General features: G+C 66.8%; 21 protein-coding genes and 2 rRNA genes. 17 read left to right on the forward strand and 6 right to left on the reverse strand.

Annotated features, from left to right (window positions below):
• Nucleotides 1-17 precede the first annotated feature (17 nt).
• Nucleotides 18-132 (forward strand): 5S ribosomal RNA (rrf, locus tag AC5P53_RS15375).
• 133 nt (nucleotides 133-265) lie between these two features.
• Nucleotides 266-380 (forward strand): 5S ribosomal RNA (gene rrf / locus AC5P53_RS15380).
• A gap of 314 nt (nucleotides 381-694) precedes the next feature.
• On the opposite strand, the gene AC5P53_RS15385 is transcribed toward rrf (AC5P53_RS15380), so the two are convergent.
• Both AC5P53_RS15385 and AC5P53_RS15390 read right to left on the reverse strand, forming a co-directional pair.
• Entirely contained in the window at nucleotides 695-2,404 is a 1,710-nt protein-coding gene (locus AC5P53_RS15385) for a M28 family metallopeptidase (RefSeq protein ID WP_241887749.1), read from the reverse strand.
• A gap of 86 nt (nucleotides 2,405-2,490) precedes the next feature.
• Nucleotides 2,491-3,153 (reverse strand): DUF4097 family beta strand repeat-containing protein, encoded by a 663-nt coding sequence (locus AC5P53_RS15390; RefSeq protein WP_197575132.1) that lies wholly within the window; start codon nucleotides 3,151-3,153, stop codon nucleotides 2,491-2,493.
• Nucleotides 3,154-3,248: 95 nt separating this feature from the next.
• Here AC5P53_RS15390 and AC5P53_RS15395 point away from each other — a divergent pair, with 95 nt between their 5' ends.
• Together AC5P53_RS15395 and AC5P53_RS15400 are read left to right on the forward strand one after the other, a co-directional pair.
• Nucleotides 3,249-4,550, forward strand: a complete 1,302-nt coding sequence (locus AC5P53_RS15395) for a murein hydrolase activator EnvC family protein (protein WP_049441387.1) — start codon at nucleotides 3,249-3,251, stop codon at nucleotides 4,548-4,550.
• Nucleotides 4,551-4,658: 108 nt separating this feature from the next.
• Nucleotides 4,659-6,107 carry a S41 family peptidase gene (locus AC5P53_RS15400; RefSeq protein ID WP_046428188.1) on the forward strand — a complete coding sequence of 483 codons (1,449 nt, stop codon included), beginning with the start codon at nucleotides 4,659-4,661 and terminating at the stop codon, nucleotides 6,105-6,107.
• Nucleotides 6,108-6,190: 83 nt separating this feature from the next.
• Here the strand turns inward: AC5P53_RS15400 and AC5P53_RS15405 are convergent, their stop codons facing one another.
• Nucleotides 6,191-6,883: a rhomboid family intramembrane serine protease gene (locus AC5P53_RS15405; RefSeq protein ID WP_005414994.1), complete on the reverse strand. Its 693-nt coding sequence runs from the start codon at nucleotides 6,881-6,883 to the stop codon at nucleotides 6,191-6,193.
• A 225-nt stretch (nucleotides 6,884-7,108) separates the two neighbouring features.
• On the opposite strand from AC5P53_RS15405, the gene AC5P53_RS15410 reads away from it, so the two are divergent.
• From AC5P53_RS15410 to AC5P53_RS15420, 3 genes are all read left to right on the forward strand, one after another.
• On the forward strand, nucleotides 7,109-8,536 hold the full coding sequence (locus AC5P53_RS15410; RefSeq protein WP_049419231.1) for an outer membrane protein transport protein: 1,428 nt from the start codon (nucleotides 7,109-7,111) through the stop codon (nucleotides 8,534-8,536).
• A gap of 113 nt (nucleotides 8,537-8,649) precedes the next feature.
• Nucleotides 8,650-9,249, forward strand: a complete 600-nt coding sequence (gene pnuC / locus AC5P53_RS15415) for a nicotinamide riboside transporter PnuC (protein ID WP_197606832.1) — start codon at nucleotides 8,650-8,652, stop codon at nucleotides 9,247-9,249.
• Nucleotides 9,236-10,309: an AAA family ATPase gene (locus AC5P53_RS15420; RefSeq protein WP_495227460.1), complete on the forward strand. Its 1,074-nt coding sequence runs from the start codon at nucleotides 9,236-9,238 to the stop codon at nucleotides 10,307-10,309. The genes pnuC and AC5P53_RS15420 overlap by 14 nt, the downstream gene beginning before the upstream one ends.
• Nucleotides 10,310-10,460: 151 nt before the next feature.
• Here AC5P53_RS15420 and putA read toward each other — a convergent pair whose 3' ends face one another.
• Entirely contained in the window at nucleotides 10,461-13,679 is a 3,219-nt protein-coding gene (gene putA / locus AC5P53_RS15425; protein WP_014645688.1) for a bifunctional proline dehydrogenase/L-glutamate gamma-semialdehyde dehydrogenase PutA, read from the reverse strand.
• Between the two features lie 274 nt (nucleotides 13,680-13,953).
• On the opposite strand from putA, the gene AC5P53_RS15430 reads away from it, so the two are divergent.
• Genes AC5P53_RS15430 through AC5P53_RS15455 form a run of 6 tightly spaced genes read left to right on the forward strand, consistent with a single transcriptional unit; the run spans nucleotide 13,954 to nucleotide 18,747 of the window.
• Nucleotides 13,954-14,430, forward strand: coding sequence for a DUF2244 domain-containing protein (locus AC5P53_RS15430; RefSeq protein ID WP_014645689.1), 477 nt, complete (start codon nucleotides 13,954-13,956; stop codon nucleotides 14,428-14,430).
• An 11-nt stretch (nucleotides 14,431-14,441) separates the two neighbouring features.
• Entirely contained in the window at nucleotides 14,442-15,395 is a 954-nt protein-coding gene (gene coxB / locus AC5P53_RS15435) for a cytochrome c oxidase subunit II (protein WP_041863004.1), read from the forward strand.
• Between the two features lie 59 nt (nucleotides 15,396-15,454).
• Nucleotides 15,455-17,062, forward strand: coding sequence for a cytochrome c oxidase subunit I (gene ctaD, locus AC5P53_RS15440; RefSeq protein WP_004153896.1), 1,608 nt, complete (start codon nucleotides 15,455-15,457; stop codon nucleotides 17,060-17,062).
• Nucleotides 17,063-17,070: 8 nt separating this feature from the next.
• A complete protein-coding gene (locus AC5P53_RS15445; RefSeq protein ID WP_241887751.1) occupies nucleotides 17,071-17,271 on the forward strand; it encodes a hypothetical protein in 201 nt (66 codons plus the stop codon).
• Nucleotides 17,268-17,858, forward strand: coding sequence for a cytochrome c oxidase assembly protein (locus AC5P53_RS15450; RefSeq protein ID WP_014645692.1), 591 nt, complete (start codon nucleotides 17,268-17,270; stop codon nucleotides 17,856-17,858). The genes AC5P53_RS15445 and AC5P53_RS15450 overlap by 4 nt, the downstream gene beginning before the upstream one ends.
• Before the next feature lie 13 nt (nucleotides 17,859-17,871).
• Nucleotides 17,872-18,747 (forward strand): cytochrome c oxidase subunit 3, encoded by an 876-nt coding sequence (locus AC5P53_RS15455; RefSeq protein WP_005407793.1) that lies wholly within the window; start codon nucleotides 17,872-17,874, stop codon nucleotides 18,745-18,747.
• A gap of 20 nt (nucleotides 18,748-18,767) precedes the next feature.
• Here AC5P53_RS15455 and AC5P53_RS15460 read toward each other — a convergent pair whose 3' ends face one another.
• Nucleotides 18,768-18,986 carry a twin transmembrane helix small protein gene (locus tag AC5P53_RS15460; RefSeq protein ID WP_005412025.1) on the reverse strand — a complete coding sequence of 73 codons (219 nt, stop codon included), beginning with the start codon at nucleotides 18,984-18,986 and terminating at the stop codon, nucleotides 18,768-18,770.
• A 57-nt stretch (nucleotides 18,987-19,043) separates the two neighbouring features.
• Between AC5P53_RS15460 and AC5P53_RS15465 the strand changes: the two genes are divergently transcribed.
• From AC5P53_RS15465 to cyoE, 4 genes are all read left to right on the forward strand, one after another.
• Nucleotides 19,044-19,760 (forward strand): SURF1 family protein, encoded by a 717-nt coding sequence (locus tag AC5P53_RS15465; protein WP_069118093.1) that lies wholly within the window; start codon nucleotides 19,044-19,046, stop codon nucleotides 19,758-19,760.
• A 95-nt stretch (nucleotides 19,761-19,855) separates the two neighbouring features.
• Entirely contained in the window at nucleotides 19,856-20,425 is a 570-nt protein-coding gene (locus tag AC5P53_RS15470) for a redox-active disulfide-containing membrane protein (RefSeq protein ID WP_046428212.1), read from the forward strand.
• A 10-nt stretch (nucleotides 20,426-20,435) separates the two neighbouring features.
• Nucleotides 20,436-21,599, forward strand: coding sequence for a COX15/CtaA family protein (locus tag AC5P53_RS15475; RefSeq protein ID WP_041863006.1), 1,164 nt, complete (start codon nucleotides 20,436-20,438; stop codon nucleotides 21,597-21,599).
• A gap of 4 nt (nucleotides 21,600-21,603) precedes the next feature.
• Nucleotides 21,604-22,497, forward strand: a complete 894-nt coding sequence (gene cyoE, locus AC5P53_RS15480) for a heme o synthase (protein ID WP_032957764.1) — start codon at nucleotides 21,604-21,606, stop codon at nucleotides 22,495-22,497.
• A 145-nt stretch (nucleotides 22,498-22,642) separates the two neighbouring features.
• On the opposite strand, the gene AC5P53_RS15485 is transcribed toward cyoE, so the two are convergent.
• Nucleotides 22,643-23,614 (reverse strand): bile acid:sodium symporter family protein, encoded by a 972-nt coding sequence (locus AC5P53_RS15485; RefSeq protein ID WP_032957769.1) that lies wholly within the window; start codon nucleotides 23,612-23,614, stop codon nucleotides 22,643-22,645.
• Nucleotides 23,615-23,639: the final 25 nt, after the last annotated feature.

Here is a 23,639-nt window from a genome sequence, read left to right on the forward strand (position 1 = left end):
GACACTCCAAAAGCCTCCCTGGTGAAATTAGCGCTGTGGAACCACCCGATCCCATCCCGAACTCGGAAGTGAAACGCAGCTGCGCCGATGGTAGTGTGGCTCAAGCCATGCGAGAGTAGGTCATCGCCAGGGTTTACACCCAAAACCCCGCTGCTCACGCAGCGGGGTTTTTCTTATTAAGTGAAGGCACTGCATTTTCCGGGTCCCTTCCGCCCCAAGGGCAAGATCGCGAAGCTGGCGCTGCAAGCGCTGCTGCAACCGTCTCCCTGGTGAAATTAGCGCTGTGGAACCACCCGATCCCATCCCGAACTCGGAAGTGAAACGCAGCTGCGCCGATGGTAGTGTGGCTCAAGCCATGCGAGAGTAGGTCATCGTCAGGGTTTACACCCAAAACCCCGCTGCTCATGCAGCGGGGTTTTTCTTTGTGCGCAGGAAACCCCGGTAGTGCCGGCCGCTGGCCGGCAATCCGATGGCGTTGCATTGCCCGGTAGATCCACGCCATGCGTAAGTGCTCCGCGAGGAGCATGGCGCCAACCAGAGTTGGCCGCTACCAATCGATTGCCGGCCAGCGGCCGGCACTACCGGCAGATCCACACCAACCGTGGATGAGCCGCCGACGGTACGCAAAAGAAAAGCGGCGCCCCGTGGGGCGCCGCTCTGCTCTCAACAGTGCTCAGTCGAGCATGGCCCGACTTTACTTGGCCGGGACCTTGTCCTTCATCATCGCGTCGCGGGCTGCCTTGAACGGATTGCCTGCATACCAGTTCGGCCAACGATCGCCACCGGCCAGTTCCTTGCCCACGCCGTACATCAGCTGCAGGTCTTCGACGGTGCCGTCCAGCTTCCAGGTGGCGGCGTCGAACTCGTCCTTCGGGCCGTGGTAACGGTTGGCGCCGTAGTCCGCCGCCGCCTTGCGGCCCGCTTCCACGCCACCCTCGCGCAGGTCTTCGCCGCCATCGGCGTACAGGGCCGGCACACCCGCCTTTGCGAAGTTGAAGTGATCGGAGCGGAAGTAGAAGCCGCTCTGTACCGAGGTCTCACCGTGCAGGGTGCGGTCCTGGGCGGCGGCCAGCGGCTTGAGGATGTCCTCCAGCCCCGAGCTGCCGAAGCCGGTGACGGTCACGTCCTTGGCACGGCCGGCCACCGACATCGCATCGATGTTGATCACACCGGCGATCTTGTCCAGCGGGAAGGTCGGGTGGGCGACGTAGTATTTGGAACCCAGCAGGCCGGACTCTTCCAGGGTCACCGCCAGGAACACCACCGAACGCTCCGGCTTCGGCTCCTGGTGGGCCATGGCTTCGGCCACTTCGAGAATGCCAGCCACGCCGGTGGCGTTGTCGACCGCGCCGTTGTAGATGTTGTCGCCGGTCTCACCCTCATGCTTGCCCAGGTGGTCCCAGTGCGCCATGTACAGGACGGCCTCGTCAGCGCGCTTGCTGCCCGGCAGCACGCCGACCACGTTGCGCGACTGCTTCTGTGCGATCTGGCTCTTCAGGTCGACCGCAGCGGTGGCCTTCAGCGGCACTGGCTTGAAACCGCGCTTGCTGGCGTCCTTGTAGGCCTGGGCGAGGTCCAGGCCGGCACCGGCGAACAGCGCCTTGGCCGCGTCGGCGCTCAGCCAGCCCTGTACCGGGATGCGCGCTTCCGGGTCATCCTTGGCGGGCAGGTCGTACTGCGGGCCAGCCCAGGAATTCTTCACCACGTCCCAGCCGTAGGACGCGCCGGCGGTGTCGTGCACGATCAGCGCGGCGGCGGCGCCCTTGCGGGCGGCCTCCTCGAACTTGTAGGTCCAGCGGCCGTAGTAGGTCATGCGCTTGCCGTCGAACAGCTTCGCGTCGTCGACGTGGAAGCCCGGGTCGTTGACGAACATCACGACCGTCTTGCCCTTCCAGTCCTGACCGGCGTAGTCGTTCCACTTCTGCTCCGGCGCATCGACGCCATAGCCGACGAACACCAGGTCGCTGGCATCGACCTTCACTTCGGCCTGGCCGGTACGGGTGCCGACCACCATGTCGGTGCCGAACTTCAGTTCGGTGGTCTTGCCGCCCTGGGTGATCTTCAGCACGGTCGATTCATCGGCCGTGGTCTCGGTCATCGGCACATCCTGGAACCAGCTGTCGCCGTTGCCGGGCTGCAGGCCGATGCGCTGCATCTGGTCGCGGATGTAGTTGACCGTCAGTTCTTCGCCCTTGCTGCCCGGGGCGCGGCCTTCGAACTCATCCGAAGCCAGGGTCTTGACCATCTCGGCGAAGTCGCCGGCGTTGATCTCCGGTGAGAACTGATGGGCGGCCGGCTTCGCGGCAGCGGTATCGGTGGGCGGCGTGGCAGCCGGCGTGGATTCGCCTTTACAGGCACTGAGCGCGGCCGCGGCGGCCAGGCACAGGAGGAGTTTGCGGGGCATCGTCGATTCCTGGAGAACAAAGGGCGGTCGCACCTCACGCGCGACCGGTAAACGCGAGTATCACCAAAGCGGCGGGTGCGACGGGTTCAGTCGGCCGGCGCGGTTTCGGTATCGAACGGGATCGGCTCGGCCCCGGTGACCGGGCCGATGCGTGCGGTGCGATGCACGTACAGCACCACCTCGCGCTCGAACTGCAGCGGCCCACTGACGACCGCGTTGGGGCCGATGATCACGCGCGGCTTGCGGCTGGCGGTGAGCGAGACACTGAAGTTCGGCTTGCGCACATGCACGCCGCCGTTGACCTGCGAACCGATGCCGACGGTGATGTCACCGTTGACGGTCTCGACGTCTTTGCCGACGCGGCTCTCGACCAGGCCGATGCCGCCGTTCACGGTCTCGACGCCGCCTTCGATCTGGCTGCCGCGATCAGTGAAGATGCTGCCGTTGACGGTGCTGACGCCGCCGCTGGCGATCACTTCGCGACCCAGGCGGACACCGCCGTTGACGGTTTCGATCTTGCCGGTGCGTGCGCGGTCGGCAACCTTCACCCCGCCGTTGACGGTGTCGATGCTTCCGGTCTCGACGCCTTCGCCGACGCGGATGCCGCCGTTGACGGTGTCCAGCTTGCCGTAGCGTTGGCCGGGGTCGGCGCTGATGCTGCCGTTGACCTTGCTGATGTTCTCCTGGGCGCAGACCGGCCCGGTGACCAGCAGTACGCCCAACAGCAGCGGAATGGATAGAGTTTTCATGGAGACCTCGATGGATGTGCGGCTGGCAGGCCGCGTGCGGAGATGTCACCATTCCCCGGTACCCCCCGCAACTGCCTGAAGTCACTGGAAAGCCCTTGCGCGACAACGCCTTCCCATCACGCCGACATCACATCGCCGCCCTACGCGGCGGGCGCTGGCTGCTGCTGGGGCTGGCTGTGGCGCTGGCTCTGCCCCTGCCGGGTGCTGCGCAGACCACCCGCGAGACCGAGCGCAAGCTGCAGAAGCTGCGTACCGAGCTGAAGGGCGTGGCGCAGGAGCGACGGCAGATCGAAGGGCAGCGTGGCCAAGCATCGCAACAGCTGCGCGAGGCCGACGAGAAGGTGGCACGCACCGGCCGCGCGCTTGCGCAGACCGAAGCGGCGCTGCGCGAGCAGGCCCAGGCCCTGGCCCAGGCCGAGCAGCGCCGCAGCAGCCTGCAAACCAACCTGGCCCAGCAGCACCGCGAACTGGCCGGCCTGCTGCGCGCGGCGTATCAGCTTGGCAATCACGCACCGCTGAAGCTGCTGCTGTCGCAGGACACGGTGGCCGATGCCAATCGCGCCCTGGCCTACCATCGTTACCTGCAGCGCGAACGAGCGCAGCGCATCACCACGCTCACCGCCGACCTGAAGGAACTGGAAGCGCTGCAGGCGCAGATCGCCGAGCGCAAGCAGAAGCTGCAGGGGGCGCAGCAGGACCAGAAGCAGCAGGCAGCGGCGCTGGCGGCCGACCGCCGTGACCGCGCGCAGACCGTGGCCTCGCTCGACGAACGCTTCAAGGACCGGCGCGAGAAGGAACAGGCACTGGGCCAGGATGCCAAGGCGCTGGAAACGCTGCTGGCCAATCTGCGTGCCGCTGCCGCCCGGGCCGAAGCCGAGCGTCGCGCGGCGGCGCGTCGAGCTGCTGCCGAAAAGGCCGCTGCCGAGCGGGCCGCACGCCAGGCGGCCGCACAGGGCCGGCCACCGCCGCCGGCTACCAAGGTTCCACCTGCGGTGGCGTCGGCACCGGCACCGAAGGTCGGCGGCCTGGGTTGGCCGTTGTCCGGCAACCTGCTGGCCCGCTATGGCGGCAAGCTGCCCGATGGCCGTACCAGCAGCGGCGTGCTGATTGGCGCGCCGGCCGGCAGCACCGTCACGGCCGTGGCCGACGGCACCGTGGTGTTCTCCGACTGGATGACCGGCTACGGCATGATCCTGATCGTCGACCACGGCAATGGCTACATGAGCCTGTATGCACACAACGACACCCTGCTGAAGGATGCCGGCGCACGGGTCAGCCGCGGTGATGCGGTGGCCAAGGTCGGCAATTCCGGTGGCCAGGGCGTCACCGCGCTGTACTTCGAGCTGCGCCGTGGCGGGCAGCCGGTCAACCCGGACAGCTGGCTGCAGCGGCGCTGAATCCAGGCCTGCCGGATGCGGGTTGGATTCAACGGGAATTTAGCTGTGCTTCGCGCATAATCGGTGCATGTGCCTTGGGCACGATGCCAACGTCGACAGGAGTGATCCATGCGCGCAGCCCGTACCGCCACCCTCTTGCTGGCCCTGTTGCCAGCGCTGTCCTGGGCGCAGCAGACCGCGCCCGCCCCGAGCCAGGAAACCAGCGGGCAGGCAGCGAACAGCGAGGAGGCGGTGACCTCGAAGGTGCCGCTGGAGGACATCCGCCGTTTCGTGGCCGTGTACAACGCGGTGCGCGCCGCCTATGTCGATCCGGTCGATGACAAGAAGCTGATGCAGTCGGCCGTGCGTGGCCTGCTGCTCGACCTCGATCCGCACAGCACCTACTTCAACAAGGAAGACGCGCAGGCCTTCGACGAGCAGGCCAATGGTGCCTACGAGGGCATCGGCGTGGAGCTGCAGCAGCAGCCGGACAACGCCAGCATGAAGGTGATCGCGCCGATCGACGACACCCCGGCGGCCAAGGCCGGCATCCTCGCTGGTGACCTGATCATCGCCATCGACGGCAAGCCGATCAGTGCGATCGATGCCAGCGAGCCGCTGCGCGGCCCGGCCGGCAGCAAGGTGGTGCTGACCATCGTGCGCGAAGGCAAGCCCAAGCCGTTCGACGTGAGCCTCACCCGCCAGACCATCCGCGTGACCAGCGTGCGCAGCCGCCTGCTGGAACCCGGCTATGGCTACATCCGCCTGAGCACCTTCCAGGCCGATACCGGTTCGGACTTCCAGAAGCACGTGCAGCAGCTGCAGAAGCAGTCCGGTGGCCAGCTCAAGGGCCTGGTGCTGGACCTGCGCAGCAACCCGGGTGGCCTGCTGACCGCTGCCGTGCAGGTGGCCGATGATCTGCTCGACAAGGGCAACATCGTCAGCACCCGTGGCCGCATCAGCATCAGCGATGCACGATTCGACGCGACCCCGGGCGACCTGCTGAAGGGCGCACCGGTGGTCGTGCTGGCCGATGCCGGTTCGGCCAGTGCATCGGAAGTCCTGGCCGGCGCGCTGCGCGACAACAAGCGCGCGCGCGTGGTCGGCAGCCGTACCTTCGGCAAGGGCTCGGTGCAGACCGTGCTGCCGCTGGACAACGGTGATTCGGTGAAGCTGACCACCGCGCGCTATTACACGCCGAGCGGCAAATCGATCCAGGCCACCGGCATCGTGCCGGACGTCGAACTGAAGCCCGCCGCCACGCCGGCCGAGGATGCACTGCCAGCCAGCCTGAGCGACTACAGCGAAGCGACCCTGCCGGGCCATCTGCGCGGCGATGACGAAGGCACGGAGGGCTACCACGCCGGTGCGGTGCTGCCGGGCGATGGCCCGATCAACGACGCGCTGGCCGAGCTGAAGAACCCAGGCTCGGTGGCCGCACGGTTGAAGGCCGAGGCCGCCAAGGCGGATGCGGCCAAGGCCGCGAAGGCCGCTGCGGCGAAGCCGGAAGCAAAGCCGGAAGCAAAGCCGGAAGCAAAGCCGGAAGCAAAGCCCGAACCCGTCCCGGCCAAGCCTTGATTTTGTAGAGTCGAGCCATGCTCGACTGATCTACGAACGAGCGGGTGAGCGTGGAGCCGGCCAGCGGCCGGCACTACCAGGGGTCAGAATCCGTGCCGCTTGCGCAGGCGGCGCGCGATCGCGGCGCGCACGTACACGCCATACACCACGCCGAACACGAAGCCGCCGATGTGCGCCCACCAGGCCACCATGCCGAAGCTGGGGCCGATATGGGCGAACACCACCTGCAGCGCGGCCCAGACGCCGATCAGCAGGTAGGCCGGGGCGCGCACGAACTCCAGGAACAGGCCCAGCGGGATCACCACGCCCAGCCGGGCACCGGGGAACAGGGCCAGATAGGCGCCGATCAGCGCCGACACCGCGCCGCTGGCGCCGATGATGATCTGGTCCGGGCTGCCCATGGTGTAGATCGCCACCAGGTTGGACACCGCGCCGCCCACAAGGAACAGCAGCAGCAACCGCCACGGCCCCAGCACCCGCTCGGCGGGGAGGCCGAAGATCAGCAGGAACACCAGGTTGCCCAGCAGGTGCGACCAGTCGGCGTGCAGGAACAGCGCAGTGAACAGGCGCAGCACGCTGCCGTCCTGCAGGGTCGCCCACCAGTCCAGCGGACGGGTCAGGCCGGTGGACAGGGCGCCCCAGTCCAGCCAGAGACTGCCGCGGGCATCGTCCGGGCGCGAGATCGACCACAGGAATGCCAGCCACAATGACGCGAACAGCACGGGCGTGGCCCAACGCAGGGCCGCCTTCTTGCGCGACGGGAGGGAGACGAACATGCCAATAGCCTAGCGTGCGGCCACGTTCGGTGGGGACGGTCCTGTTCAGCTTTTGAGACGAAAAAACCGCCTGCGCTGTTATTGTTTCATTAACAGCTCTGGGTAATACTCGCATACGGCGTCGTATGTCGGGAGGGGAATCCGGCGCGCTCCGATGGGTCCCAGGACCCGGCGGGCGCAGGCGCACTCAGAGCACCATCACCGCTTACCGGAGAGAGAACTACGATGCAAACCGCTTCCACCATTGCCCGACTGACCCTGCTGGCCGTCGGCGTTGCCGGTGCGCTGGCCGCCGCCGATGCCAATGCTGCCGCCTTCCAGCTGAAGGAAAACAGCGCCAAGGGCCTGGGCCGCGCGTTCGCCGGCTCCACCTCGACCGAAGGTGACGCCTCGGTCATCGCTACCAACCCGGCGTCCATGCGCCTGCTCGACGGCACTCTGGTCCAGGGCGACGTCAGCGCCATCAGCTTCGGCGCCAAGTTCCGCGGCCAGGGCAAGTACGCCAACGGCGCGCCGATTTCCGGTGGCAACGGCGGCGACGCCGGCATGATCGCCCCGGTTCCGGCCGCGTACTTCCACGTGCCGTTCGGCGAGAACGACAACATGCACTTCGGTGCTTCGCTGACCGTGCCGTTCGGCTTCAAGACCGAATACGACCGCGACTGGGTCGGCCGCTACAACGGCGTCAAGACCGAGCTGCAGGCCATCGACCTGGGCGTGGCGTTCTCCTATGACGTCAACCCGTACCTGTCGTTCGGTGCGTCGGTGTTCGCCGAGCGCCTGAACGTCGACCTGACCAGTGCTGTCGACACCGGCACCGCGATCAACGCCACTGCCCAGCGCACCGCTGCGGCGCGTGTGTTGGCTGCCGGCGGCACCGCAGCCCAGGCTGCGGCGGCCTCGCAGGCCGCTGCACGCCAGGCCGCCCAGCTCGGCTTCTCGCCGGGCACCGCCGATGGCTACCTGCGCATCAAGGGCGATGAAGTGTCGGTCGGCTACACCCTGGGCATGACGGTCACCCCGGTGGAAGGCACCAACATCGCGTTCAGCTACCGCTCGAAGGTCGAGCACAAGATCACCGACGGCAAGGCCGATTTCACCATCCCGCAGAATGCGGCGGCCTTCCTGGCCACTGCTGCCCCGGGTACCTTCATCGACAGCAACGGTCGCGCGACCATCACCCTGCCGGCCAGCGCCACCGTGGGCTTCACCCACCGTGTGAACGACCAGTGGCAGATCATGGCTGAAGTCACGCGCACTGCGTGGAGCAAGTTCGACCAGGTCGTCGTCGATTACGACTCCAACCAGCCGGACAGCGTGCTGCCGTTCCACTACCGTGACACCACCTTCGCGTCGATCGGTACCGATTTCCGCGTGAACGACAAGCTGACCCTGCGCGGCGGCCTGGCCTATGACCAGACCCCGACCACCGATGCCCACCGCGACGTGCGCGTGCCGGACACCACCCGCAAGTGGCTGTCGCTGGGCATGACCTACGCCGCTTCGGACAAGATGGAATACAGCGTGGGCTACACCCACCTGTTCACCAAGGATCCGAACATCACCTCGACCTCGGCCACCGGCAACACCGTGACCGGCAAGTACAAGGTCAGCGGCGACGTGCTGGCGGCGTCGATGCAGTACAAGTTCTGATTCGGGCGATTGCCTGGAGCAGTACGAAGGAGGCCCCGCGCAAGCGGGGCCTTTCTTTTTGTGGGGACGGGCCGGGGCGTCCACGCAGCGCACGGATCCACGACAATAGCGACATGAACCTGTCCGATCCGAACTTCCAGCTGGAGCTGGCTGCCAACATCGCCGTCGCCGGCTCGATCCTGCTGGCCGGCCGCAACAACGTGCACACCTGGTGGCTGGGCATCGTCGGCTGCGCCGTGTTTGCTGCCGTGTTCGAACGATCGCATCTGTATGCGGACATGGTGCTGCAGTTCTTCTTCATCGCCATCAGCGTGCTGGGCTGGTGGCAGTGGCTGCGTGGTGACCATGGCGCGCCGTTGCCGATCACTTCATTGCGGCCGCGCGCCTGGGCCTGGCTGGCGCCGCTGGCGGTAGTGGCCACGTTCGGCTACGGCTGGATGCTGACCCGCCTGACCAATGCCTATGCGCCGTACATCGATTCGGCGGTGCTGGTGTTGAGTGTGATCGCGCAGATCCTGATGATGCGACGCAAGCTGGAATCGTGGTGGGTATGGCTGCTGGTGAACACCGTTGCGGTGCCGCTCTACTACAGCCGTGGCCTGCACCTGACCTCGATCCTGTATGTGGGCTTCTGGATCAACGCGCTGGTGGCCTTGCGCCATTGGCGGCACCTGATGCGGGACGAGGCCAGGGCAGCCGATGCCGCTGCCTGAGCGCGTTGCACGCGGCCTGGTGGTGGGCAAGTTCTGCCCGCTGCATCTCGGCCATGAACGACTGATCGACTTCGCCGCCACGCGCTGCCAGCAGCTGCTGGTGATCGGCTGGTCGCAGCCGGGCTTTGCCGGCTACAGCGCTGCGCGCCGCGAGCGCTGGCTGCGTGCGCGTTTCCCGCAGGCCACGGTAGCGGTGCTTGACGACGCGCGACTGGCCGCATTGTGCACGCAGCATGGCTTGCCGGTGCGAGCGCTGCCGCAGGACAGTGATGACGAACAGGTGCAGCGTGACTTTACCGCCTGGCTGTGCCTGAACCTGTTCGGTGGGCCGGTGCAGGCGGTGTACACCGGTGAGGACTATGGTGACGGCTTCGCGCAGGCACTGGCCACGCACTTCGGTGCGCCGGTACGCCATGAGCGGCTCGAACGCGCACTGGACGTCGGGCAGGCCTGCGGCACCCAGCTGCGCAGCGATCCGCATGCGCATCGCCATGGGCTCGCACCGCAGGTGTATGCCGACCATGTACAGCGCGTGGCCTTCATCGGTGGCGAGTCCAGCGGCAAGACCACGCTGGCCCGCGTGCTGGCCGAGCGTCTGCAGACCGTCTGGGTGCCGGAGTATGGCCGCACGCTGTGGGAGCAGCGAGGCGGAGAGCTGACGCCGGGCGACCTGCTGCGCATCGCAATGACACAGCCACAGCACGAAGACGAGGCTGTGCGGCGTGCGCAGCGCTGGCTGTTCTGCGATACCACGCCGCTGGTGACGCTGGGCTACAGCGGCTGGATGTTTGGCACGGCGCCGCAGCCGCTGAGGCAAGCGGCACGACGACGCTACGACCTGCTGTTCCTGTGCGCGCCGGATATTCCGTTTGACCAGGATGGCACGCGCGTGGGCGAAGCCTTCCGGACGCAGCAGCATGCGTGGTACCTGGAGCAGCTGCAGGCAGAGGGTGTCGAGCATGTGCTGCTGGAAGGCGATCTGGAGACGCGCATCGCACGCGTGCAGGGCGAGCTGGCGGAGCGGGCGGACAATCGGTTCAGTGTGGCCCAGCCTCTGTAGAGCCGAGCCCACGCTCGGCTGCGCCAGAAAAGCCGAGCATGGGCTCGGCTCTACAGCCGGAAAAGCCGAGCGTGGGCCCGCCTCTACAGGAAGCAAAGCACAAAAAACCCCGCGTTCGCGGGGTTTTTTGTTTACTGCATCAAGCAGGCGATCAGTCGCCCAGGGTCAGCAGCGAGGCGTTGCCGCCTGCGGCTGTGGTGTTCACCGTCACCGTCTTTTCGGTAGCGAAGCGCAGCAGGTAGTGCGGGCCGCCGGCCTTCGGGCCGGTGCCGGACAGGCCCTGGCCGCCGAACGGCTGCACGCCGACCACCGCGCCGATCTGGTTGCGGTTGACGTAGACGTTGCCGACGTGGACGCCGTTGCTGATGCGATCAACGGTCTCGTCGATGCGCGAATGCACGCCCAGGGTCAGGCCGTAGCCGGTGGCATTGATCTGGTCGATCACCGCGTCGAGCTGGTCGCCCTTCCAGCGGATCACGTGCAGGACCGGCCCGAAGATTTCCTTGTGCAGCTGGCCCAGGTCCTTCAGTTCATACGCGCGCGGTGCGAAGAAGGTGCCATTGGCCGCTTCGGCGGACAGCTCGGCGGCCGCGATCAGGCGCGCTTCGCGGTCCATGCGCTCGGCGTGGTCCTGCAGGATCTTCAGCGCGTCGGCGTCGATCACCGGGCCGACGTCGGTGGACAGCAGGCCCGGGTTGCCGACCTTCAGTTCCTTCATCGCGCCGGCCAGCATGGTCATCACCTTGTCGGCGATGTCGTCCTGCACGAACAGCACGCGCGCGGCCGAGCAACGCTGGCCGGCGGAGGTGAAGGCCGAACCGATCGCGTCCTTGACCAGCTGTTCCGGCAGCGCCGAGGAGTCGGCGATGAAGGCATTCTGGCCGCCGGTCTCGGCGATCAGCACACCGATGGCGGCGTCACGCGCGGCCATGGCGCGGTTGATCGCACGTGCGGTGTCGGTGGAGCCGGTGAAGGCCACGCCGGCCACGCGCGGGTCGGCGGTCAGTGCGGCACCGACGGTGGCGCCGTCGCCCGGCAGGTACTGCACCACCTCGGCCGGCACGCCAGCTTCGTGCAGCAGCTTCACCGCGTAGTAGCCGATCAGGTTGGTCTGTTCGGCCGGCTTGGCGATGACGCTGTTGCCGGCGGCCAGTGCAGCAGCGACCTGGCCCAGGAAGATCGCCAGCGGGAAGTTCCACGGGCTGATGCAGACGAACACGCCGCGGCCGTGCAGCTGCAGCTCGTTGGACTCACCGGTCGGGCTGGGCAACTTCTCGGCGTGGCTGAACTGCTCGCGCGCCTGCTTGGCGTAGTAGCGCAGGAAGTCCACGGCTTCGCGCACTTCGGCGATGCTGTCGGGCAGGCTCTTGCCGGCTTCCTTCACGCACAGCGCCATGAACTCCGGCATGCGCGCTTCCAGCTGGTCGGCGGCGTGCTCGAGGATGGCGGCGCGGCTGGCGGCCGGGGTGCGGTTCCAGGCCGGCTGCGCGGCTACGGCATTCGCCAGCGCCTTCTGCACGGTGGCGGCATCGGCGGCCAGCCACTGGCCGACCACTTCGCGGGTGTCGGCCGGGTTGGTCACCGGCAGCGAGGCGCCGGCCGGGTTCGCACCCGGCACCAGCGGGGCGGCCTGCCACGGCTTCACGGCCGCGTTGAGCTGCTCGGCGAGGGCGCGCAGTTCGTTGTCGTTGGCGAGGTTGGCGCCCATGGAGTTCTTCCTGTCGTGGTTCTGGCTGCGCAGCAGGTCAACCGGCAGCGGGATCTTGGGATGCGGAATCGAAGCGAACGAGGCGACCATCTCGACCGGATCGCGGATCAGGTCGGCGATCGGCACGCGCTCATCGGTGATGCGGTTGACGAAGCTGGAGTTGGCGCCGTTTTCCAGCAGGCGGCGCACCAGGTACGGCAGCAGGTCTTCATGCGAACCGACCGGGGCGTACACGCGGCAGGGCAGGCCCAGGCGATCGGCCGGCACCACTTCGGCGTACAGGTCATCGCCCATGCCGTGCAGCTTCTGGTGCTCGTACACGCCACCGTTGGCGATGCTGCGCACCGCAGCGATGGTGTGCGCGTTGTGCGTGGCGAACATCGGGTAGATCGCGTCGGCATGGGTGAACAGGCGCTTGGCGCATGCCAGGTAGGACACGTCGGTGTTCTGCTTGCGGGTGAACACCGGGTAGCCCGGATAGCCTTCGATCTGCGCGCGCTTGATCTCGGCATCCCAATAGGCGCCCTTGACCAGGCGCACCTGCAGGCGGCGACCGGCGCGGCGCGCCATGTCGGCCAGGTGGTCGATCGTGTACGGTGTGCGCTTCTGGTAGGCCTGCACGACCACGCCGAAGCCGTCCCAGCCGGCCAGCGAGGCGTCGGAGAACACCTGCTCGATGATGTCCAGCGACAGTTCCAGGCGGTCGGACTCTTCGGCGTCGACGGTGCAGCCGATGCCGTAGCTCTTGGCCAGCTGCGCCAGCTCCAGCACGCCCGGCACCAGGTCCTTCAGCACGCGCTCGCGCTTGGCGTGCTCGTAGCGCGGGTACAGCGCCGACAGCTTGATCGAGATGCCCGGTGCGTTGTTGACGTCGCCATCCGGGCGGCCGCCGCGGGCCTTGTGATCACCGCCAATGGCGTGGATCGCGCGACGGTAGTCTTCCAGGTAGCGCAGCGCGTCCTTCATGGTCAGCGCGCCTTCGCCCAGCATGTCGAAGGAGTAGCGGTAGTTCGCGTTGTCGCCCTTGTGCGAGCGCGACAGCGCCTCGCTGATGGTGCGGCCCATGACGAACTGGTGGCCCATGATCTTCATCGCCTGGCGCACGGCCAGGCGCACCACCGGCTCACCGACGCGGCCGACCAGGCGCTTGAACGCGCTGGGCGCATCGGCGCGGGTGGCGTCGTTCATCTGTACCAGCTTGCCGGTCAGCATCAGGCCCCAGGTGGAGGCGTTGACCAGCACCGAGTCGCTGCCGCCCAGGTGCTTTTCCCAGTCGGCATCGGCCAGCTTGTCGCGGATCAGCTTGTCGGCGGTGTCCTGGTCCGGAATGCGCAGCAGCGCTTCGGCCACGCACATCAGCAGCACGCCTTCTTCGCTGCCCAGGTCGTACTGGCGCATGAAGGCTTCGATCGCGCCCTGGTCCTTGGCACGCACGCGCACGCGGCCGACCAGGTCGGCGGCCAGCGCCTGCACCCTGGCCTGCTCGTCGGCCGGCAGCCGGGCCTGCGCCAGCAGCTCGCGGACGTGGCTGGCCTCGTCCTTCAACCAGGCATCGGTGATGGCCTGGCGGAACGGGTTGGGGGGCGCCGGCAGTTCCGGCGACAGCAGCACGCCGGGACGCTGGGCGTCGCTGGCGGCAGGGGAGGAGGAAGGTGCGTTCATGCCGGTCCGGCCAATGGAAAACTTGGCGATTTTAATCATTTTTGCGGGTTGCGGAAGTGCCCCACAGCCACCTTCGTGAAGGGCTGATAGCCCCTAACGGTGGTGTATTCAGCGTGTTCAGCAAGCCCGGCAATATTTGTGCTGAATTCGGCATTCGCGCCGCCGACCCCATGCTGTGTTGCAGCATGGGAAAAAGTGTGAATGCACCCTTGCTACCGGCGAGAGCGCGGGGCTACCATCGAGACGTTTCCCGCGGCAGGAACGCGGTTGCGACATGATCGAGGTGCTTCCAGCTCCGGATGGGTCAGGTACGCAGCTGCGGCTGCGTCCCCCACGGGCGCTCGATGCCCGGCAGTTCGTCCTGTTGTTCACCGTGTTGTCGGGTGCGATGTGGCTGGTGTCCGCCCTCGGGTGGTTGGCCGGCAATGCATTCGCCCCCCTGTTCGCGCTGCTGTACAGCCTGGTGCTGGCGGCGGCACTGCGTGCCTTGTGGCGCAGCGGTGAACGGCAGGAGGAGATCCGGGTAGTGCCGGCGTACGTGGAGGTCATCCCCGTACCCGGTGGATCGCCGGTGTTCCGGGCCCACCCCCACTGGGTGCGCCTGCTCACCGGCGATGAGAGGGTCCGGCTGGCATCCAGCGGCCGGCAGGTGGAGGTGGGGAGTTTCCTCGCGCCGGCCGAACGTCAGACGCTCGCAGAGACACTTGAAAGCTTGCTCGCCGCCAGCGATGGCGGCAACCGACGACGCTAAGGGTCTAGGCAATGAAGCAAAGCAGCAGGTGGGGCACGAAGTGCGTTGCAGCGGTCACCGCCATGGTGGCCGGGGGACTGATGCCGGCGTTGGCCTGGGCCCAGGCGGCCGATCCCAAGCCGTGGCAGCTGAACATGGGCAAGGGGGTGACCCAGACCTCGCGCCTGGCCTGGGAATCGAACAATCTCTCGTTGATCATCTGCACGGTGATCGGCGTCATCGTGTTCGGCGCGATGGCCTACGCCATCTTCAAGTTCCGCAAATCCAAGGGGGCAGTCGCCGCCACCTTCAGCCACAACACCAAGGCCGAGATCATCTGGACGGTGATCCCGGTGATCATCCTGATCGTGATGGCGTGGCCGGCCACGGCCAACCTGATCAAGATGTACGACACCCGCGATGCCGAGATGACGGTCAAGGTCACCGGCTACCAGTGGATGTGGAAGTACGAATACCTCGGCGAGAACGTCACCTTCACCAGCCGCCTGGACCGCGAGTCCGACCGCGTGCGGCAAAGTGGCATCGTGCCGACCCGTGAAAGCCATCCGCACTACCTGCTGGATGTCGACAACCGGCTGGTGCTGCCGGTCGACACCAAGGTGCGCTTCGTCATCACCTCCGACGACGTGATCCACGCCTGGTGGGTGCCGGCGCTGGGCTGGAAGCAGGATGCCATTCCCGGCTTCATCAACGAAGCCTGGACCAGCATCGAGCAGCCTGGCGTGTACCGCGGCCAGTGCGCCGAGCTGTGCGGAAAGGACCACGGCTTCATGCCGATCGTGGTCGAGGCGGTGTCCAAGGAGGAATTCAAACAGTGGCTGGCGCAGCGCAAGCCGGCGCCGGCTGCCGCGCCGGCCACGCCTGCGGCACCTGCCGAACCGGCTGCACCGGCGGGCGAGGCGCCGGCTGCGCCTGCTGCTGCAGAAGCGGCCAGCGCACCTGCCACTGCAGCCAGCGGCGCGTGATGTAAAGCCCGCGGCCGCCCGCGGCCGTGGTGACAACCGATTCTGAGAGGTGTTTTGCAATGGCGCACTCGGCAGTTGGGCACGACGATCACCATCACCAGCAGAGTTTCTTCGAGCGTTGGTTCTTCTCGACCAACCACAAGGACATCGGCACGCTGTACCTGGGTTTCAGCTTCATCATGTTCATCATCGGTGCGGCGATGAGCGTGGTGATCCGCGCCGAGCTGGCACAGCCCGGCCTGCAGTTCGTCAAGCCCGAGTTCTTCAACCAGATGACCACCGTGCATGCGCTGGTGATGATCTTCGGTGGCGTGATGCCGGCCTTCGTCGGCCTCGCCAACTGGATGATCCCGCTGCAGATCGGCGCGCCGGACATGGCGCTGCCGCGCATGAACAACTGGTCGTTCTGGTTGCTGCCGGTGGCCTTCAGCCTGCTGCTGCTGACCCTGTTCCTGCCCGGTGGCGCGCCGGCTGGTGGCTGGACGCTTTATCCGCCGCTGTCGCTGCAGGGCGGCTACAACGTGGCCTTCAGCGTGTTCGCGATCCACGTGGCCGGCATCAGTTCGATCATGGGTGCGATCAACATCATCGCCACCGTGCTGAACATGCGTGCGCCGGGCATCGACCTGCTGAAAATGCCGATCTTCTGCTGGGCCTGGCTGATCACCGCCTTCCTGCTGATCGCGGTGATGCCGGTGCTGGCCGGTGCGGTGACCATGCTGCTGACCGACAAGTTCTTCGGCACCAGCTTCTTCAACGCCGCCGGTGGCGGTGACCCGGTGATGTACCAGCACATCTTCTGGTTCTTCGGGCACCCCGAGGTCTACATCATGATCCTGCCCGCCTTCGGCGTGGTCAGCGAGATCATCCCGACCTTCAGCCGCAAGCCGCTGTTCGGCTACCAGGCGATGGTATACGCCACCGCGGCGATCGCGTTCCTGTCGTTCATCGTCTGGGCCCACCACATGTTCACCGTGGGCATGCCGCTGGGCGGCGAGATCTATTTCATGTTCGCCACCATGCTGATCTCGATCCCGACCGGCGTGAAGGTGTTCAACTGGGTCAGCACCATGTGGCGTGGCTCGCTGACGTTCGAGGCACCGATGCTGTGGTCGGTGGCCTTCGTCATCCTGTTCACCATCGGTGGCTTCTCCGGCCTGATGCTGGCCATCGTGGCCGCCGACTTCCAGTACCACGACACCTACTTCGTGGTCGCGCACTTCCACTACGTGCTGGTGACCGGTGCGGTGTTCGCGCTGATCGCCGCAGTGTACTACTGGTGGCCGAAGTGGACCGGGCGCATGTACAGCGAGAAGTGGGCCAAGGTGCACTTCTGGTGGTCGATCGTGTTCGTCAACCTGCTGTTCTTCCCGCAGCACTTCCTCGGCCTGGCCGGCATGCCGCGCCGCATTCCCGATTACAGCGTGGCGTTTGCCGACTGGAACCTGATCAGCTCGATCGGTGCGTTCGGCATGTTCGTCACCCCGTTCATGATGGCCGCGATCCTGCTGTCCTCGCTGCGCAACGGCGAGAAGGCCGAAGCGCGTTCCTGGGAGGGTGCACGCGGCCTGGAATGGACGCTGCCGTCGCCGGCACCGGCGCACACCTTCACCACCCCGCCGACCATCCGCCCGGGGGATCTGGCGCATGACGACATCACGCATTGAGGTGGGGCATGCATAACGAGAGCCCGCTGCAGACCTGTAGAGCCGAGCCATGCTCGGCGGATGAGAAGCAGCCGACCAGCGGTCGGCTCTACCAGGACGGAAGCATCGAGCAGCAGCGCCAGCGTGCGAAGCGCACGGCGGTGTGGGTCGGCGCCATCGCTGTGCTGGTCTACGTCGGCTTCATCCTCAGCGGGGTGATCGGCCGATGAGCGAGGCACCGGCCAGCACACCGTCACGCAGTGCCGGGCTGCCGCGCCTGATCGGCGTGGCGGTGGCGGTGTTCCTGCTGACGTTCTCGCTGGTGCCGCTGTACCGCATTGCCTGCGAGAAGGTGTTCGGCGTGCGCCTGGAACGCGGTCCCGGTGGCGAAGCCAGCGCAGGTGCCGCGGCCGGCAAGCGCACCGTGCGGGTGGAGTTCGATGGCGGCGTCAATTCGCGACTGCCGTGGTCGTTCCATCCTGAGCAGCTGACCATGGACGTGGTGCCCGGCGAGCTCAACGAGGCGCTGTACTTCGCCCGCAACGACAGCGCAGCTGCCGTGGTCGGCAGCGCGGTGCCTTCGGTGGCACCGGCGCGTGCGTCGGGCTTCTTCAGCAAGACCGAGTGCTTCTGTTTCACCGCGCAGACGCTGCAGGCCGGCGAGAAGCGCGACATGCCGGTGCGCTTCATCGTCGATCCGGACCTGCCGCCGGAGATCAGGACGATCACCTTGTCCTACACCTTCTACCGCAACGACGCGCTGTCCGATCGGCTGGCCCCGGCCGCCACCTCGGACGGCGCGCACGCCGCACCCTGACCCGGATACCGACATGGCCCAGACACCGACCGACGCCAACGTGTACTTCGTCCCGGCCCAGAGCAAATGGCCGTTCGTGGGTTCCATCGCCATGATGGTGACCATGGTGGGCGTGGCCAGCTGGCTCAACGATGCCAGCTGGGGACGCTGGACGTTCTACATCGGCATCGCGATGCTGGTGCTGACCCTGTTCTGGTGGTTCAGCGACGTGGTGCGCGAATCGCAGGCCGGCAACTACAACCACCAGGTCGACGGATCATTCCGGATGGGGATGATCTGGTTCATCTTCTCCGAGGTGATGTTCTTCGGCGCGTTCTTCGGCGCGCTGTTCTACACCCGCAACCTGGGCCTGTCGTGGCTCAGTGGCGAAGGCCGTGGGGTCATGACCAACGAGCTGCTCTGGCAGGGCTATTCCGCCGGATGGCCGACCAATGGCCCGGCGGCGATCGGTGGCGCGTTCCAGACCATCCCGGCCTGGGGCCTGCCACTGATCAATACGCTGATCCTGTTGACCTCCGGCGTGACCCTGACCATCGCCCACCACGCACTGAAGGCCGGCAACCGCCGCCAGCTGCTGATCTGGCTGGGCCTGACCGTGGTGCTCGGCCTGGGCTTCCTGACCCTGCAGGCAGAGGAGTACATCCATGCCTACAAGGAACTGAACCTGACGCTCGGCTCCGGCATCTACGGGTCGACGTTCTTCATGTTGACCGGCTTCCACGGCGCGCACGTGCTGCTGGGCACGATCATGCTGATCGTGATGTGGCTGCGTTCGGCCAAGGGACACTTCACCCGCGACAACCATTTCGGTTTCGAAGCCGCCGCGTGGTACTGGCACTTCGTCGACGTGGTGTGGCTGATGCTGTTCCTGTTCGTCTACGTGCTTTGATCAGGCGCGCATCGGTGGTCTCAGCCGCCGATGCCGTGTGGTTTGATCCAGCCCATGTAGATGCTCACGATCACCAGCAGGATCAACGCTACCGACACCGCGATGCGGCGCGTCAGTGCATTGACCGTGCGCTTGGTCTGGCCGCGGTCGACCAGCAGGTAGTACAGGCCGGCGCCCAGATTCCAGACGATGACGATCAGAAACGCGATTACCAGCAGGGTCTTCAGCGAATCACTCATGCGCGGCTCGAGGGCAGGGTGGATGTGCCTATCTGACCGCGTTTGCGCGGACTTGTCATGATGCGCCAGCACACGCGCGTGTTCGGATGGTTGCTGGCCGTGCTGGCGATGGCCGGATTCACCGCATTGGGGCTGTGGCAGCTGCAGCGCATGCATGCCAAACAGGCAATGTTGGATGCACAGGGTCCAGCCGTGGCACAGGCGTTGCCGCTGTCGCAGGCCCTGGCGGCGCCCGGCGCGTTGCACGGCGTGGCCGACCACGGTCGCTTCCTGCCCGGCGTGGTACTGCTGGACAACCAGATCCGGCATGGCCGCGCCGGCGTGAAGATCTATCGCCCCTTCCGCAGTGACGACGGCAGCGTGCTGCTGGTCGACCTCGGTTGGCGTGCGCTGCCGCCGGATCGCACGCTTCCGGAGGTGCCGTCGCCGCCTTCGCCGGTGGCCGTGCGCGGGCTGCTCGCGCCGCCACCGTCGGCGGGACTGCTACTGGGCCCGGCGTTCTCTGCTACCGGTGAGGCCGGGCGCTGGCTGGCCAGCCGGTTGCCGGACGACGGGCTGGCGCGCGCGCTGGGGCTGCAGGCGCTACCCGACCGCGTGCTGAGGCTGGACCCGGCGCTGCCCTTTGGCGACGAGCGCGATCTGGACCTGCTGCCGAACACGCTGCCGCCTCAGCGCCACCTGGGCTACGCCGTGCAGTGGTTCGGGCTGGCACTGACCGTGCTGGTGGTGGCCGTGGTGCTGGAGCGGCGGCGGAGGCGCGTGATTACCCGGTAGTGCCGGCCGTTGGCCGGCAACCCCCGCAATCCTGGATGCCGGCCAGCGGCCGGCACTACCGGCATCCCCTACCCAACCATGAGAAAATGCCCCGCATGAACACTGCTACGTCCCCGCAGGCGCGCGGTTCCGGCCGCCGGACCCTGGTGCTGCTGTTTGCCGTGTTCTTCGGGGCGATGGCACTGGCCGCCGTGCTGCGCTTCTCCGGCTGGCAGCCGACCGGGCACCGCAATGCCGGCCAGCTGCTGAAGCCGCCGGTGGACCTGCGCCAGCAGGCGCCGACCCTGGCCAGCGGCCAGTCCTACCCCTGGAACCCCGAGGCCCGTACCTGGCGCCTGCTGGTGGCGCCGGCCGGTGCCTGCGACGCGCAGTGCGTCACTTTGTCGCAGGGACTGGGCAAGGTGTGGCAGCTGTTCGGCCATAACGCCGATAATGTCGAGATCCTGTGGCTGGGTACACCACCGGCGTCGATCGCCTCGCTGCCCGCGCTGCGGCCGCTGGCTCCGTCGCCAGCCCTGCGCGCGGCGTTGCCGGGCGTCGACGATCCGGCGGGACTGCCGGTCTACGTGATCGATCCGAACGGCTTCGTGATCATGCGCCATGCCCCGGGTTCCGACCTCGGCGGCCTGCGCAAGGACATGGCCACGTTGCTGAAACTGAAGTGAGTCCCGTTTGATGAGCCTTTCCGCGCGTCCGGCGCTGCACCGCAATTTCCACCGCCTGGCGTGGTTCGCCATGATCATGACCGCGAGCACGATCATGTTCGGCGCCTTCGTGCGCCTGTCCGATGCCGGCCTGAGTTGCCCGGACTGGCCGACCTGCTATGGCCAGGCCACCTGGCCGCAGCACGTGGAAGAGACCATCGGCCACCCGGCGGCGGAGATCCGCCCGCTGGAGACCCACAAGGCCTGGCGAGAACAGGTGCATCGCTTCCTGGCCGGCGCGCTGGGCATCGAGATCCTGACCCTGGCGCTGCTGGCCACGCGCAAGCGGCGATTCGGAAGCACGGCGGTGGTGACCGCCTGCGTGCTGGTGGCCGCCGGCATACCGCTGTACATGATGGGCTGGCACGGCACCGCCAGTGCCCTGGCCTTGACCGGCGAGGCGATCCTGCTGATCGCCGCGCTGCGCTGGAGCAACATCGATCTCGCACGTGCGGCGCTGCTGACCTTGGCGGTGGTGATCTTCCAGGCCCTGCTGGGCATGTGGACGGTGACCCTGCTGCTCAAACCCATCGTGGTGATGGGCCATCTGCTGGGCGGCATGCTGATGTTCGGCCTGCTGGTGTGGATGGCCTGGCGCGCGACGCACATGCCGATCACCCTGGCTGAAGCGCCGAAGCTGAAGTGGCTGATGCGCATCGGCGTGGCGGTGCTGGTTACCCAGATCGCGCTGGGTGGTTGGGTCAGCGCCAACTACGCCGCACTCGCCTGCGGCGGTGGCAGCGCCTCGCTGGACAACTTCCCGCGCTGCGCCAACCAGTGGTGGCCGCAGCACAACTTCGTCGAAGGCTTCACCCTGTGGCGCGGCATCGGCGTGGATTACGAAGGCGGTGTGCTGGATGGCGCTTCGCGCATCGCCATCCAGATGGCGCACCGCCTGTTCGCGGTGGTGGTGGCCGTCTACCTGCTGTGGCTTGGCGTGCGCCTGTTCCGGTTGCCGAGCATGCGTGGCTGGGCCAGCGCGCTGATCGCGCTGCTGGTGCTGCAGGTCACGCTCGGCATCCTCAACGTGAAGCTGGCGCTGCCGCTGGAAGTGGCCGTGGCCCACAACGGCGTGGCCGTTGCCCTGTTGTTCGTACTGGTCAGCCTGCTGGCCCGCCTGCGTGCCCCGGACTGATTCCATGTTTTCCAATTACCGCCAGTACTGGGACCTGACCAAGCCCAAGGTCGTCGCCCTGATCGTCTTCACCGCCCTGGTCGGCATGGTCCTGGCCATCCCCGGCGTGCCGAGCTGGGAGCAGGTGCGCGCCGGCCTGCTCGGCTTCCTCGGCATCTGGCTGGCGGCCTCGGCCGCGGCCGCCATCAACCAGCTGCTGGACGCGCACATCGATGCGCAGATGGCGCGCACCTCGTGGCGCCCGCTGGTGGTGGGCAAGGTCAAGCCGTGGCAGGTGCTGGTGTTTGCCGGCGTGCTGATCGTGCTGTCGATGACCCTCCTGGTGCTGTGGGTGAACCTGATCACCGCAGTGCTGACCTTCGCCTCGCTGATCGGCTACGCGGTGATCTACACCGTGTACCTCAAGCGTGCGACCTCGCAGAACATCGTCATCGGTGGCCTGGCCGGCGCGATGCCGCCGATGCTGGGCTGGGCCGCAGTGACCGGCATGCAGGGTTCGTCGGACTGGGCGTACTCGTCGCTGCTGGTGCTGATCATCTTCATCTGGACCCCGCCGCACTTCTGGGCGCTGGCGATCTTCCGCCGCGAGGATTACGCCAAGGCGGAGATCCCGATGCTGCCGGTGACCCACGGCGTGGCGCATACCCGCAAGCAGATCATGGTGTATTCGGTGGTGCTGGCGCTGGTGTGCCTGCTGCCGTACCTGGTGGGCATGAGCGGTGCGTTCTACCTGGGCGGCGCGATCGTGCTCAACGCCGTGTTCCTCTGGTACGCCTGGCGCATGCTGAACCCGCCGGACGAGCTGTTCTCGATGAAGATGTTCTATTACTCCATCGTCTACCTGATGGCGCTGTTTGCCTTCCTGCTGGTGGACCACTGGATCCTGCCCTGGCTGTAAGGGGCTGATGCATCCACGCATGGCGTGGATCTACCGGCGCCGTTCAACCATCAGCCGAGCATGGGCTCGGCTCTACAGCAGATCCACGACATGCGTGGAGTGTTCAAGTAGGTCCACGCCATGCGTGGATGTTTTCCCCATCAGGTCAGGGCTTGCGCCGCGCATACCGCTGCGCGATCACACCGCAGACGATCAGCTGGATCTGGTGGTAGATCATCACCGGCAGCACGATGGCGCCCAGGCTGCCGCCGGCGAACAGCACCTTGGCGATCGGCACGCCGGTGGCCAGGCTCTTCTTCGAGCCGCAGAACACGATGGCGATCTCGTCCTCGCGGTTGAAGCGCAGGCGACGGGCGATGAAGGTGATCAGCGGCATGGCGATGCCCAGCAGCACAGCGGCCACGATGGCCACAGCCAGCAGCGACAGCAGCGGGGTCTTGCTCCACAGGCCTTCGGTCACCGCTTCGCCGAACGCCGAGTACACCACCAGCAGGATGGTGGCCTGGTCGGTGTAGCGCAGCAGCGCGCGCTGGCGTTCCACCCAGCCGGCAATCCACGGCCGCAGCAGGTGGCCGGCCACGAACGGCACCAGCAGCTGCAGCATGATGCCGCCGATCGCATGCAGCGGATCATGGATGCCGCCCGAGGTGCCGGCCAGCGCGGTCAGCAGCAGCGGGGTCAGGAACACGCCGAGGATGCTCGACAGCGAGGCGCTGCACACCGCTGCGGGCACGTTGCCATGCGCCATCGAAGTGAACGCGATGGACGACTGCACGGTGGAGGGCAGGGTGCACAGGAACAGCACGCCGAGGTACAGCTCCGGGGTCAGCAGCCAGCCCGACAGTGGCTTGAACATCAGCCCCAGCAGCGGGAACAGGATGAAGGTGCAGGCCAGGATGGTCAGGTGCAGCCGCCAGTGCAGCATGCCGCCGATGATCGACTCGCGCGGCAGGCGCGCGCCATGCAGGAAGAACAGTGCAGCGATGGCGACGGTGGTGACATCGTCGAGGACGATGGCGGCGGCGCCCTTCATCGGCAGCAGCGAGGCCAGGCCGACGGTGCACAGCAGGGCGAGGGTGAAGTTGTCCGGTCGCAGGCGCGACCACCAGCGGGTCATGGTGGGCAGTGTCCTTGGTGCGGAG

This window comes from Stenotrophomonas sp. YJH_SMC_82 (assembly GCF_059368875.1).

Bases quoted from the DNA above. Each gene is read 5' to 3' on its own strand.
- AC5P53_RS15410 (WP_049419231.1), top strand. From the start codon at position 7,109: ATGCAAACCGCTTCCACCATTGCCCGACTGACCCTGCTGGCCGTCGGC.
- AC5P53_RS15405 (WP_005414994.1), bottom strand. From the start codon at position 6,883: ATGTTCGTCTCCCTCCCGTCGCGCAAGAAGGCGGCCCTGCGTTGGGCC.
- AC5P53_RS15400 (WP_046428188.1), top strand. From the start codon at position 4,659: ATGCGCGCAGCCCGTACCGCCACCCTCTTGCTGGCCCTGTTGCCAGCG.
- putA (WP_014645688.1), bottom strand. From the start codon at position 13,679: ATGAACGCACCTTCCTCCTCCCCTGCCGCCAGCGACGCCCAGCGTCCC.
- AC5P53_RS15430 (WP_014645689.1), top strand. From the start codon at position 13,954: ATGATCGAGGTGCTTCCAGCTCCGGATGGGTCAGGTACGCAGCTGCGG.
- AC5P53_RS15455 (WP_005407793.1), top strand. From the start codon at position 17,872: ATGGCCCAGACACCGACCGACGCCAACGTGTACTTCGTCCCGGCCCAG.
- AC5P53_RS15470 (WP_046428212.1), top strand. From the start codon at position 19,856: ATGAACACTGCTACGTCCCCGCAGGCGCGCGGTTCCGGCCGCCGGACC.
- cyoE (WP_032957764.1), top strand. From the start codon at position 21,604: ATGTTTTCCAATTACCGCCAGTACTGGGACCTGACCAAGCCCAAGGTC.
- AC5P53_RS15385 (WP_241887749.1), bottom strand. From the start codon at position 2,404: ATGCCCCGCAAACTCCTCCTGTGCCTGGCCGCCGCGGCCGCGCTCAGT.
- AC5P53_RS15465 (WP_069118093.1), top strand. From the start codon at position 19,044: ATGATGCGCCAGCACACGCGCGTGTTCGGATGGTTGCTGGCCGTGCTG.
- AC5P53_RS15390 (WP_197575132.1), bottom strand. From the start codon at position 3,153: ATGAAAACTCTATCCATTCCGCTGCTGTTGGGCGTACTGCTGGTCACC.
- AC5P53_RS15460 (WP_005412025.1), bottom strand. From the start codon at position 18,986: ATGAGTGATTCGCTGAAGACCCTGCTGGTAATCGCGTTTCTGATCGTC.
- AC5P53_RS15450 (WP_014645692.1), top strand. From the start codon at position 17,268: ATGAGCGAGGCACCGGCCAGCACACCGTCACGCAGTGCCGGGCTGCCG.
- AC5P53_RS15485 (WP_032957769.1), bottom strand. From the start codon at position 23,614: ATGACCCGCTGGTGGTCGCGCCTGCGACCGGACAACTTCACCCTCGCC.
- AC5P53_RS15475 (WP_041863006.1), top strand. From the start codon at position 20,436: ATGAGCCTTTCCGCGCGTCCGGCGCTGCACCGCAATTTCCACCGCCTG.
- pnuC (WP_197606832.1), top strand. From the start codon at position 8,650: ATGAACCTGTCCGATCCGAACTTCCAGCTGGAGCTGGCTGCCAACATC.
- ctaD (WP_004153896.1), top strand. From the start codon at position 15,455: ATGGCGCACTCGGCAGTTGGGCACGACGATCACCATCACCAGCAGAGT.
- coxB (WP_041863004.1), top strand. From the start codon at position 14,442: ATGAAGCAAAGCAGCAGGTGGGGCACGAAGTGCGTTGCAGCGGTCACC.
- AC5P53_RS15445 (WP_241887751.1), top strand. From the start codon at position 17,071: ATGCATAACGAGAGCCCGCTGCAGACCTGTAGAGCCGAGCCATGCTCG.
- AC5P53_RS15420 (WP_495227460.1), top strand. From the start codon at position 9,236: ATGCCGCTGCCTGAGCGCGTTGCACGCGGCCTGGTGGTGGGCAAGTTC.